Raw genomic sequence first — 11,120 nt, forward strand, 5'->3', positions numbered from 1 at the left:
GGCCGGCGGGGGGCCGGCCGCCGCAGCGGGCGAAGGCGAGGGCGCGGCGGCCGCCTCCACGGGGGCCGGTTCTTCGGCGGGCTTTTCCTCAATCACCGTCAGGCTGCCGACCAGGGTCAGCAGCGCGCGCATGGAGGGCGCCTCGCTGTCCTTGTCGGCCAGCAGCGCGTCCATGGCCTGCAGGCTGGCCGTCAGGCGCGCCACGAGTTCGGCCTCCTGCGGCGGGAGCGCGCCCCAGTCGGTTTCGGTGGCGCGCTGCTGCACGCGGTCTATCAGCCATTGCAGCGCGTTGCGGCGACCGCGCATGCGCTTGAGCCCCGGGTACAGCGTGTCCCAATAGCTTTGCAGCATGTCGGCCAGCACCTTGAGGCCGTCGGCCAGGCCGTAAAGGCCGCGCACCTCCAGCAGGCCGCCGGCCAGGTAGCAGGCCACCAGCAGGTCCTTGCCCTTGGTGGACAGCAGCTCGACGGACCACTGGTTGACCTTGTTCCAGTCCATGGTCACGCTATGCACCGGGCTGGCCAGCTTGGCAACCTCGGCCTCCAGCAGCTCGAAGGCGGGCTCCTCGCGCACTTCGTTGCCGGCGGGCTGCGGCCCGGCGATGGGCTGTTGGCCGAGTTCGGTGATCAGGTCAGTGGTCATAAGGGGTCGCAAAAGATGCCATGGGGGAAAAGAGGAGCAAGAGCCGGGAACTTCACTCCCACAGCGCTTCGACCTCGGCATTGAGGAAGTAGCCCACGCCGCGCTCGGTGCACAGCAACTTGGGGTTTTTCGCGTCGGCCTCAAGCTTGCGGCGCAGCCGCAGTATCTGCACGTCGATGGCGCGGTCGTAGATGTCGTCGAAGGCGCGCGTGCGCTCCAGCAGTTGCTCGCGCGAGATGATGCGCCCGGGCGTGCCGAGGAACACCGCCAGCAGGTTGAACTCGGCATTGGTCAGCGACACCGGCTTGCCTTCGGGCGAGGTCAGGCGGCGCGTGTTGAGGTTCAGGCCCCAGGCCGCGAAGCGGTAGGCGCGCGGGTGCTTGCCGCGCGTGACGGGCACCTGCACGCCGCTGTGGCTGGGCCGCTCGCCGGCCGGCTCGCCCGCCGCGGCCGCGCCGCCGGCGCGGCGCGTCACCGCGCGTATGCGGGCCAGCACCTCGCGCAGCGAAAACGGCTTGGTGATGTAGTCGTCGGCGCCCAGCTCCAGGCCCATGACGCGGTCCGCCTCCTCGAGCCTGCCCGTCAGGCAGATGATGGCGATGTTGGCCTCGGCGCGCCACTTGCGCGCCAGGTCTATGCCGTCGCCGTCGGGCAGGTTCAGGTCCAGCAGCACCAGGCTGTAGTCCTGCCTGGCGACGGCCTGCACCGCTTCCGTCGCCGTGCCCACGCCCGTCACCGAAAGGCCGTGGCCTGTCAGGTAGTCGATCAGGAGCTTGCGCAAGGCGTCGTCATCGTCGACGACCAGGATGGCCAGGGGTTGTTTGGGCTGCGTCATGGCTGGAGCTTGCCTTCTTCTTCATCAACATCGCCGTCACGCCGGGCAGGCGGGGCATCGGAGCGTCCGGTCGCCATTTTGACGGCCTGGCGCAGGGCCGCGCCGTCAAAGGGCCCGCTTATGGTAACCACGCCGGCTTCCTGCGTGATGACGGCTTCCCCGCCCGTGCCCTCTGCGCTGCTGCAGCGCAGCAGCGGCAGGCCGGTGGAGGAGCGCAGCGCGACCAGCAGGTTTTCAGTCGCGGCGTCCGGGTCCAGCCACACCAGCAGCTCGGCTTGTTCGCCCAGGCCTTGCAGGGCTTGTGGCCCGCCGGCCAGGGCGGCCGGGTCGTAGCCGGCCGGCTCAAAGCCCAGCGCGGCCAGCGCGTCTTCGGTGCGCTCGCGCGCCTGGGCATCCTGTGCGACGACCAGCACCGTCTCGCCCTGGCCCAGCGGCGGTGGCGGCGCGACCAGGGGCAGTTGCAAGGTTTCCTGTCCGGCCAGCAGCGGCAGCATCAGGCAAAAGCGCGTGCGCTCGCCGCGGCCGGTCCAGACCGCCACGCCGCCGGCGTGGTCGGCGGCCACGCCGGCGACGATGGCCAGGCCCAGCCCGGTGCCGTGGCCTTTGCCATGGCCCTTGCCGCCCTGTGAGGAGCGCGAGGAAAAGAAGGGATCGAACAGCTGGTGCACGTGGGCCGGCGCGACGCCGCTGCCGTCGTCCAGCACGTCCAGCCAGGCGCAAGCGCGCTCCAGCGTGTCACCGACGCCGGTGTCCGCCTCGCGCGCATAGCCGGCCGGCAACTGGCTGGCCGAGGCCGTCAGGCGCAGCTCGACCCGGCCCGCCGCGGCCTGCGAGGCGTTGCGCAGCAGGTTCAGGATGGCGCGGGTCAGCTGCCCCCGGTGCACTCGCACCGGCACCGGCGCCACCGGCACCCGGACCGTCAACCGCACGCCGGGCGGCAGCAAGGGGGTGGCCAGCGCCACCGCTTCCGAGACCAGGTCGCGCAGGTCGCTGGCCTGGCGTGTGCGCGCGCCGCGCCGGCCGGCCAGCAGGATCTGCTCAGTCAGGTCCTTGCCGCGCGCCACGGCCGCCGCTACCTCGCCCAGCGGGGCGCGCACCGGCAGGCCGGCCTGTTCGCGCTCCACCGCGAGCTCGGCGTAGCCGCCGACCGCCCCCAGGATGTTGTTGAAATCGTGCGCGATGCCGCCGGTGAGAAAGCCCATGGTTTCAAAGCGCCGGGCGCGCTCCAGGCGCAGGTTGAGTTTTTGCCGCTCGTTGACCGCGATGCCCACGAAGAAGGACAGCACCGCCATGCCCGCCAGGTCCACCTGCAGCTCCCAGGTGCCTTCCTCGCCGCCGTGGGCCGGGCTGTAGGGCCCGTAGCCCGCCACGGCCAGGCCTATGCCCACGGTGGCCGCCGCCAGCACGCCCAGCGAGGCCGCGCGCAGGCCGCCGGCGATGGCCGCCCAGACCAGCACCAGCGACAGCAGGGCGCGCAGCACTTCCTGCGGAAAGCCCGGCAGCAGGGCCGCGGCGGCCATCAAGGCGGCGGCGAGCACGGCGGCCGCGACGGCCGCAGCCGGCTTGTCGCCGGGCGAGGCGGTGGCCCTGGCCTGGCGCGAGCACCAGGCCAGCAGGGCCGGCAGCAGCACCAGCACGGCCAGGCCGTTGCCCACCAGCATGACGCGCCATTCCTCCAGCCACTCGGTGTGCTTGGTCACCGCGCCTATGGTGGCGCCCAGGGCCGCCACCACGCTGGTGGCCAGCAGCGGCAGCAGGAGCGTGAAGCGCGCGAGCTTGCGGGTGCTGTCGATGTCGCCTTTTTCGCAAACCAGGCGCCGCCCCAGGAAGGCATACAGCGCCACCTCGAACACATTGAGCAGCGCGAAGGCCGCGTCGGCGCCCACGGACAGCGGGTCGGCGTCGCCGACCAGCATCATGGACAGGAATATCGCGACCAGGAACACCGGCCAGCGCCGGTAGGGCAGGCTCCACAGCAGGGCCGCGCCCACTGCCGGCGCGGGCCAGATGATGGCGGCCAGCGTGTCGGGGCGCGAGGTGTAGGCGGCCGGCGTGGACAGGATGGCGTAGACAAAGGCCAGCAGCACGGCCAGCAGCGCCAGGCGGAAGGGATTGGCCGGGTCGTCCAGGGCCGGCATGGCGAGCATGCCACCCGGGCCTGCCGTCGCTTTCGCCGGGCTCGCGGGGGCGAGCTCGGCGTGTCCATTGCGTTGCATCTGCGGGTCCTGCATTTTTTTGGTGCCTGTGCATGGATGCCGCCGCGGGCCGGCAGGCGGCTGCGCGGGTGTCCGGTGTCCATGCACGGGTGTCGCCCTCCGGGGAAGCGTCCAGTGTACGCAATTGGAGGTACCCGGGCACCCGATTTCGTCAGCCCCGCGCAACATTCGCGCCATGGCCCAAGGGCGCGCGCCTGCGGCGGCCACCGGGGTGTGTTAACTGGCCCTAAACTCGGCTCCATGGACTCCCCCCCAACGACACGGCCGGCCCGCAGCGTCGCCGACCTCTCGCGCGAGGAGTGGGTGGAGATGCGGCTGATCCACACCTTCATGCGTTATGCCCGACCGGCATTGCATTCCGCGCTGGTGCTGATCGTGGTCATGGTGGCCATTCTTTACCACCGCGTCGACATGCTGTCCCTGGGCCTGTGGACGGCGGCCGCGGTGGCCGTGACCGTGGTGCGCTACGGCATCATCGGCATCTACCAGCGCAGCCTGGCGGGCGTCAGCGGCCCGCCCCTGCGCGCCTTCATGGCCAAATACGGCTGGACCTGGTCGGCCAGCGCCCTGGTCTGGGGGGCGTCCATGTTCGTCTACTTCCTGCGCGCGCCGGTGTACGACCAGTTCCTCTGCATGGTCGTGCTGGTGGGCATGGCCGGTTTCGCGGTGGGCACGTTTTCGTCCTGGCTGCCCTGCTTCAAGAATTATGTGAACGGCCTGGGGGTTTCGGTCGTGGCCGCGCTGCTCTACGAACTGGTCGTGGAGCGCGGGCTGCCCTCCACCTTCAACACCTACGGCATGCTGGCGCTGGTACTGATTTATTGGGCCGTGATCCGCATCTCGGGCCAGCGCTTTCACGAGGTGCAGCGCATCAACCTCGAGCTGCAGTACGACAACTCCATGCTGATCAAGTCCCTGACCGAGCAGAGCCGGGCGGCCCTGGAGGCGGTGGAAATCAAGAACCGCTTCATCGCCAGCGCCGCCCACGACCTGCGCCAGCCGGTGCATGCCCTGGACCTTTACGCCGGCTGGCTGGCCGCCGAGCCCGAGTTCGTCGAACAGATCACGCCCAAGATCGTGCGCTCCACCAAGGCCGTCAACGATTTGTTCAACTCCCTGTTCGACCTGGCCGGGCTGGAAACCGACCCGCTCAGGGTCAACCTGCAGGACGTGGAACTGGCCGGGCTGCTGCAGGACCTGGAGGCGCAGTACGCGCCCTTTGCCCGCGAGCGCGGCCTGCGGCTCAGGATGCGCGCGGCGCCCGGCAAGGTCAGGTCCGATCCGGTGCTGCTGCAGCGCCTGGTCGGCAACCTGCTGTCCAATGCGCTGCGCAACACCCACCGCGGCGGCGTGCTGATGGCCGTGCGTCGGCGCGGCGGCGTGCCCCGCATCGAGATCTGGGACACCGGCGTGGGCATCGCCAGGGAGCACCAGCAGGCGATCTTCCAGGAGTTCTACCGGATCCCGCTGCAGGGCACCGAAGAGGGCTTTGGCCTGGGGCTGGCCATCGTGTCCCGCCTCAGCGCGGCGCTGGGGCATCCGGTGGGCTTGGCTTCCCGGGCGGGGCGGGGGAGTGTTTTTTGGGTTGAGCTGAAAAGCTAGGGCCTGCTAACGCCAGCCTGACATCCGAATACACCTGCCCTGAAACAAAAAGGACACGTCATGCGTGTCCTTTTTGTTTACAGCAGGCCCTGCGTGCGGGCCAGGTGGCTGGCTTGGGATCGGCTCTTGACGTTGAGCCGGCGGAACAGCCGCCACAGGTGCACTTTCACCGTGTGCTCGCTGATCTGCAGTTCTTCGGCGATGTCGCGGTTGCTCATGCCCTTGTCCAGCATCACCAGCAGCTGCTTTTGCCGCTTGGAGAGTTTTTCGGTCGGGGTGCTTGGTTCCGGATCCAGGTCTTCGCTGAGGAAGACACGCAGCACGTTGGAAATCTCGGTGGCACCGGCGGATTTCTGGATGTAGGCATCCGCGCCCGCCTCGATCGAGAGGTCCTCGTAGTCCTGGGCCGGCGCAGCCGACAGCACCACCAGGGGCACGCTGGGGAATTGCTGCTTGAGCTCGCGCACGCCGGAGACACCGTTGGTGTCGGGCAGGCGCAAGTCCAGGCAGATGAGTTCGGGAACGCCTTGCTCCTGCACGGCGGGCATCACGGCGGCGAGCCGGTCCAGCTCGGTCACGGTGGCCTTGCTGCTCAGGCGGCGGATCAACATGACAACCGCTTCCCGCATGAGCGGATGGTCATCTATTACGAAAATACTCATTAAGTCAAATGTGAAGAATTGTTCCTATTAGCCAGTGAGCATAACTGCTGTATGTCAACTTTGGGGCATAAATAAACAGGCAATTGCGGTATTTTTTCAGAACGCTGCTCCAAAAAAACAACAACAAGCTCAATCGGCGAAAAACCGCAAAACCGCCGTCAACTCGTCTTCGGTGACGCCTGGCAAGGCCTGGGCCTGCCCCGGCAGCGCCTCCAGGCCGTCTTTTTGCAGTGCGGCAATGGCTAGCGCGGCCTCGCGGGGCGACTCGAAACCCCGGCTTTGCAGCAGCAGCCGGGCGTCGGCGTCCTGCAGCTTGAAATAAAAGAGGCCGTCTTTTTCACGGTACTGCTTGAAAGCCGGCGTGGCGCTTTTGGCCGCCTTGGCCTTGCCGGCGGCGGCCGGGTGGCTGTCCAGCTTGCGCAGGCCCACGGCGCGCCGCAGCTCGGCCATAAAGGGCGTGGCCTCGGCGCGGGCCTTGCGCGCGCCGGCCTGCAGGATGGCCTCTATCCGGCCCGGGTCGGCCATCAGCGCGTGGTAGCGCTCGCGCATGGGGGCGATCTCGCGGTCTATGCGCTCGAACAGCATCTGCTTGGCGTCGCCCCAGGCGATACCCGCGGCGTAAGCCTTGCGTAATGCCTCGGTTTCCTCGGCGCTGGCAAAAGCCTGGTAGATCTGGAACAGGGCCGAGCCCTCGACCTCCTTGGGCTCGCCCGGGGCGCGCGAGTCGGTGACGATGCCGGCGATCAGCTTGCGCATCTGCTCGCGCGGCGTGAACAGCGGGATGGTGTTGTCGTAGCTCTTGCTCATCTTGCGCCCGTCCAGGCCGGGCAGCAGGGCGACCGATTCCTCGATCACCGCTTCGGGCAGCACCAGGTGCTCACCGTAGAGATGGTTGTAGCGCTGGGCCATGTCGCGTGCCATTTCCAGGTGCTGGGCCTGGTCGCGCCCCACCGGCACCTTGTGGGTCTTGAACAGCAGGATGTCCGCGCCCATGAGCACCGGGTACATGAAGAGCCCGGCGGTCACGTCGGCGTCCGGGTCGTTGCCGGCCGCCTCGTTCTTGTCGACCGCGGCCTTGTAGGCATGGGCGCGGTTGAGCACGCCCTTGCCCGTCACGCAGGTCAGCAGCCAGGTCAGCTCGGGGATCTCGGGGATGTCGGACTGGCGGTAAAAGGTCACGCGCTCCGGGTCCAGCCCGGCGGCCAGCCAGCTCGCCGCGATCTCCAGCGTGGACTGCTGGATGCGGGCGGGCTCGTCGCACTTGATCAGCGCATGGTAATCGGCCAGGAAATAAAAGCTGCGCACGTCGTCGCGAAAGCTGGCCTGCACCGAGGGCCGGATGGAACCGACAAAATTGCCCAGGTGGGGCGTGCCGGTGGTGGTGATGCCGGTCAGGAAACGGGTGGGGGAGGCGGGGTTCATAGCAGTCTTGGAGGCAGGGAGATGGTGAGGTTGAACAGGTCCAGCAGGCCGTAGCCCAGCACGAGCAGAGGCCAGAGCCAGTAGGCGCTGACGACGCCGAGGATGACAAGCCCCATGACGATGAAAAAGCCCCAAGGTTCGAGGCGTGCGACAAACTGCGCCTGCTTCCAGGGCAGCAGGCCCACCAGGATGCGCCCGCCGTCAAGGGGTGGCAACGGAAACAGGTTGAAGGCCCACATCACGAGGTTGACGAGCACGCCGGCCTGGCACATCACGAGGAAGAAGGGCTCCTGGACACCGGCCGCGACCAGCGCCGCGTACAGCACGGCCCACAGGATCACCTGGATGAAATTGGCGGCGGGGCCCGCCAGGGCGACCCAGATCATGTCGCGTTTGGGCTTGCGCAGGTTGCCGAAATTGACGGGAACCGGCTTGGCATACCCGAACAGGAAAGTGCCCGAGGTCGCGAAGTACAGCAGCAAGGGCATCAGGATGGTGCCCACGGGGTCTATGTGCTTGATGGGGTTGAGCGTCACGCGGCCCATCATCCAGGCCGTGTTGTCGCCAAGGTGACGCGCGACATAACCATGCGCGGCCTCATGCACCGTGATGGCGAACAGCACCGGCAGCGCGTAGATGGCGACGGTTTGAATCAGGTTGGCGATATCCATTTCGGGATTGTCTCATTGGAAGATGTGCCCCCACGCTTTTCACTTTGCCTTCGGCTCCGTGTAATGCGCGAGGCCTTGCAGGCCGCGGCTTGCGAGACGCTTCGCCTCTGTCGCCCGTCCAAGCCTGCGCAGGCAGGCTCGGAGCTGCGGGCTCCAGCCCCTCAGGGCCGCTGCGCCTGCGGCCCGGCAAAGCCGGTTCCGCGGCCCCTGCTTGAAGGACAGGGAAGCGGCACTTGACCGGATTCCCGTTTTGCCCGCTAAAGCCCCAGCGCGGCCAGCTCGCCGCGGCCCTGCCGCACCACCACGGGCTCGCCGCCTTCGCCCATGGGCGTCAGGTCTATCACCGTGGTGGCTTCCTGGTGGCAGGCGCCGGCGTCTATCACGGCGGCCAGCTCGTGCTCGAGGAGGCCGCGTATCTCGTGCGCGTCGTTGAGCGGCTCGCCGCCGCCGCGCGGGATCAGGGTGGTGGCCAGCAGCGGCGCGCCGTGCAGCTCCAGCAGGGCCTGCAGCACCTTGTGCTCGGGCACGCGCAGGCCTATGGTCTTGCGCGAAGGATGGCTCACGCGGCGCGGCACTTCCTTGCTGGCTTCGAGGATGAAGGTGTAGGGCCCGGGCGTCGCGGCTTTCAGCAGGCGGAACTGCTTGTTGTCCACACGCGCATAGTTGGCCAGCTCGCTCAGGTCGCGGCACAGCAGGGTCAGGTGGTGCTTGTCGTCCACCCCGCGTATGCGGCGCAGGCTGTCGGCCGCGGCCTTGTCGTCGAGGTGGCAGACCAGGGCATAACTCGAATCGGTGGGCACGGCCGCGATGCCGCCGCGCTCCAGCAGCGCCACCGCCTGCTTGAGCAACCGGGTATGCGGGTTCTCGGGGTGGACTTCAAAAAACTGGGCCATGGCGAGTCGTTCGGGTTCAGGATTCGACGGGCTCTATCAGCACGCGGCTCTGGCGCACCGCGAGCCAGGCGCCCGTCGCGCCGCAGACGGCGATCATCACCATGCCCAGCATGGACCAGCGGTCCGGCACATGCGAGAACGCGATCCAGCCGCCCAGCATCGCAAAGCCGATCTGCCCATACAGAAAAGGCGTGAGCGTGGATACCGGCGCGCGGCCATAGGCCAGGATCATCATGAAATGGCCCACCGTGCCCATCAGGCCCATGAGGGCCAGGCTGGCCCACAGCGTCCAGGAGTCCAGTGCGGCCCAGACAAAGGGCAGGGCCAGCGAGGCGGCCAGCGTGCCCACCCAGCCGGTGTAGAAATGCATGGTGAGCGGGTCTTCGGTGCGCGCCAGCCGGCTGGTCAGGATCTGGAACCAGGCATTGCAGATCACCAGGCCCAGCGGCAGCAGCATGGCCCAGTTGAAGTCGTCGCCGTCGGGCCGGATGATGATGAGGGTGCCGGCAAAGCCGCCCACCACCAGCGCCCAGCGCAGCCAGGACACGCGCTCGCCCAGGGTCAGCGAGGCCAGCAGGGTGATGACCAGCGGCGTGATCATCACGATGGCGGTGAACTCGCCCACCGGCATGTGCCTCAGGCTGTAGAACGCAAAAAGGCTGGTGAACAGCAGCAGCAGGCCGCGCAGCAACTGGTATTTTGGGTGCGCCGTGCGTAGCACCGAAAGGCCCCGCGAAGGGAGCACTGCCACGGTGGTAGCCACCGCCTGGAAGGCATAGCGGAACCACAGCGCCATCAGCAGCGGCACGCTGTTGGAAATGACTTTGGTGGTGGTGTCCAGCACCGCGAAGCAGGCGACGGCGCCTACCAGGAGTGCGATGCCGGCCGGGGCGCGGGAGGTGTTGCTCGCGGGGCCGGCCATCACTGGATGCGGTCCGCCAGCAGTTCCCACACCGGCGTCAGCTCGCCCGGCAGGAAGGGCAGCGTGCCCAGGTCGGTATGGCTTTCGTCGGGGCTGTGGAAGTCGCTGCCGCGCGAGGCGGCCAGGCCGAACTCCTTGGCTGTCTCGGCGTACTTGAGGTATTCCTGGGGCGTGTGGCTGCCGGTGACGACCTCCACGCCGCGCCCGCCGTGGGACTTGAACTCGGTGAACAAGGCATATTCCTCGTTGGGGGTGAACTTGTAGCGGCCCGGGTGGGCGATCACCGCGACGCCCTGGGCCTGGGTGATCCAGGTCACGGCGTCGCGCAGCGTGGCCCAGCGGTGCGGCACATAGCCGGGCTTGCCTTCGGTCAGGTATTTGCGGAAAACTTCATTGGTTTCGCGGCACACGCCGCTTTCAACCAGGAAGCGCGCGAAGTGCGTGCGCGAGATCAACTCGGGGTTGCCGACGAACTTCAGCGCGCCCTCGTAAGCGCCCTTGATGCCGACCTTGGCCAGCGAGTCCGACATTTCCATGGCGCGCTGCTCGCGCCCGCCGCGCGTGTTGCGCAGGCCTTGCATGATCTCGGGGTTGCCGGCGTCAAAACCCAGGCCCACGATGTGCACCGTCTGCCCGGCGAAGGTGACGGAGACCTCGGTGCCCGTCAGGTAGTGCATGCCCTGGGCCTTGGCGGCCGCCGCGGCGCGCTGCTGGCCGCCGATTTCGTCGTGGTCGGTCAGGGCCCAGAGTTCCACCCCGTTGGCCTTGGCCCGTTCCGCCAGCGCCTCCGGCGTCAGCGTGCCGTCCGACACCACAGAGTGGCAATGCAGGTCGGCATTCAGGATGTTTTGGGGACTCACCAGGCCATTTTAGGCCTTATGCCTTTGCACTGCAGTGCGCGCTCACATATCCCTGATGGTGCCTTCGGCCACCGGGCTACCGCAGGCCCAGGGCCGTCAGCTCCGGCGAAAGGTTTTCCCAGGGCAGGTCAAAGCCCGGCGTGGCGCGCTGTGGCGGCGGCGCGTGGCTGCGCAAGGCCCAGTGCGCGCCGGCCAGCACGCTGTCGATGAGCGGCACGCCCAGCCCGGGCTGCAGCGCCGCGGCCATGCCGGCCAGGCCCGCGCCGCCCAGGATCACCGCCTGCGCGCCCAGCTGGCGCACCGCGTCGCGGCAGGCCTGGGCCAGCAGGGTGCGCGCGGCGGCCGGGTCGGCGGCCAGCTGCGCGCCGGTCGGCGCGACGGTATGGATGGCGGCC

General features: G+C 68.3%; 11 protein-coding genes. 1 reads left to right on the top strand and 10 read right to left on the bottom strand.

Annotated features, from left to right (window positions below):
* From PMI15_RS02375 to PMI15_RS02385, 3 genes are all read right to left on the bottom strand, one after another.
* Nucleotides 1–642 (bottom strand): type VI secretion system ImpA family N-terminal domain-containing protein (locus tag PMI15_RS02375; protein WP_007863275.1); only part of this gene is annotated, 642 nt, incomplete at its 3' end.
* 52 nt (nucleotides 643–694) lie between these two features.
* The gene (locus PMI15_RS02380) at nucleotides 695–1,477 is read right to left on the bottom strand and encodes a response regulator (RefSeq protein ID WP_007863276.1); all 783 of its coding nucleotides are present in this window, start codon (nucleotides 1,475–1,477) and stop codon (nucleotides 695–697) included.
* The gene (locus PMI15_RS02385; protein ID WP_007863278.1) at nucleotides 1,474–3,693 is read right to left on the bottom strand and encodes an MASE1 domain-containing protein; all 2,220 of its coding nucleotides are present in this window, start codon (nucleotides 3,691–3,693) and stop codon (nucleotides 1,474–1,476) included. The genes PMI15_RS02380 and PMI15_RS02385 overlap by 4 nt, the downstream gene beginning before the upstream one ends.
* A 240-nt stretch (nucleotides 3,694–3,933) precedes the next feature.
* Here PMI15_RS02385 and PMI15_RS02390 point away from each other — a divergent pair, with 240 nt between their 5' ends.
* Nucleotides 3,934–5,295 carry a HAMP domain-containing sensor histidine kinase gene (locus PMI15_RS02390; protein WP_007863285.1) on the top strand — a complete coding sequence of 454 codons (1,362 nt, stop codon included), beginning with the start codon at nucleotides 3,934–3,936 and terminating at the stop codon, nucleotides 5,293–5,295.
* Nucleotides 5,296–5,372: 77 nt separating this feature from the next.
* On the opposite strand, the gene PMI15_RS02395 is transcribed toward PMI15_RS02390, so the two are convergent.
* The 7 genes from PMI15_RS02395 to PMI15_RS02425 all read right to left on the bottom strand — a co-directional run.
* Nucleotides 5,373–5,957: a response regulator transcription factor gene (locus PMI15_RS02395; RefSeq protein WP_074578088.1), complete on the bottom strand. Its 585-nt coding sequence runs from the start codon at nucleotides 5,955–5,957 to the stop codon at nucleotides 5,373–5,375.
* A 129-nt stretch (nucleotides 5,958–6,086) separates the two neighbouring features.
* Entirely contained in the window at nucleotides 6,087–7,379 is a 1,293-nt protein-coding gene (locus tag PMI15_RS02400) for a tryptophan--tRNA ligase (protein WP_007863289.1), read from the bottom strand.
* Nucleotides 7,376–8,050, bottom strand: coding sequence for a site-2 protease family protein (locus PMI15_RS02405; protein ID WP_007863291.1), 675 nt, complete (start codon nucleotides 8,048–8,050; stop codon nucleotides 7,376–7,378). The genes PMI15_RS02400 and PMI15_RS02405 overlap by 4 nt, the downstream gene beginning before the upstream one ends.
* 257 nt (nucleotides 8,051–8,307) lie before the next feature.
* Nucleotides 8,308–8,943: an L-threonylcarbamoyladenylate synthase gene (locus PMI15_RS02410; protein ID WP_007863293.1), complete on the bottom strand. Its 636-nt coding sequence runs from the start codon at nucleotides 8,941–8,943 to the stop codon at nucleotides 8,308–8,310.
* Nucleotides 8,944–8,959: 16 nt separating this feature from the next.
* Entirely contained in the window at nucleotides 8,960–9,865 is a 906-nt protein-coding gene (locus PMI15_RS02415) for a DMT family transporter (RefSeq protein WP_007863295.1), read from the bottom strand.
* A complete protein-coding gene (locus tag PMI15_RS02420; protein ID WP_007863298.1) occupies nucleotides 9,865–10,725 on the bottom strand; it encodes a 3',5'-nucleoside bisphosphate phosphatase in 861 nt (286 codons plus the stop codon). Before PMI15_RS02420 ends, PMI15_RS02415 begins: the two co-directional genes overlap by 1 nt.
* Before the next feature lie 76 nt (nucleotides 10,726–10,801).
* The coding region (locus PMI15_RS02425) for an aspartate/glutamate racemase family protein (protein WP_007863300.1) at nucleotides 10,802–11,120 on the bottom strand (319 nt) is incomplete at its 5' end.

It is taken from the genome of Polaromonas sp. CF318 (assembly GCF_000282655.1).
Taxonomy (GTDB): domain Bacteria; phylum Pseudomonadota; class Gammaproteobacteria; order Burkholderiales; family Burkholderiaceae_C; genus Polaromonas.

Bases quoted from the DNA above. Each gene is read 5' to 3' on its own strand.
- PMI15_RS02380 (WP_007863276.1), bottom strand. From the start codon at position 1,477: ATGACGCAGCCCAAACAACCCCTGGCCATCCTGGTCGTCGACGATGAC.
- PMI15_RS02385 (WP_007863278.1), bottom strand. From the start codon at position 3,693: ATGCAACGCAATGGACACGCCGAGCTCGCCCCCGCGAGCCCGGCGAAA.
- PMI15_RS02390 (WP_007863285.1), top strand. From the start codon at position 3,934: ATGGACTCCCCCCCAACGACACGGCCGGCCCGCAGCGTCGCCGACCTC.
- PMI15_RS02395 (WP_074578088.1), bottom strand. From the start codon at position 5,957: ATGAGTATTTTCGTAATAGATGACCATCCGCTCATGCGGGAAGCGGTT.
- PMI15_RS02400 (WP_007863289.1), bottom strand. From the start codon at position 7,379: ATGAACCCCGCCTCCCCCACCCGTTTCCTGACCGGCATCACCACCACC.
- PMI15_RS02405 (WP_007863291.1), bottom strand. From the start codon at position 8,050: ATGGATATCGCCAACCTGATTCAAACCGTCGCCATCTACGCGCTGCCG.
- PMI15_RS02410 (WP_007863293.1), bottom strand. From the start codon at position 8,943: ATGGCCCAGTTTTTTGAAGTCCACCCCGAGAACCCGCATACCCGGTTG.
- PMI15_RS02415 (WP_007863295.1), bottom strand. From the start codon at position 9,865: ATGGCCGGCCCCGCGAGCAACACCTCCCGCGCCCCGGCCGGCATCGCA.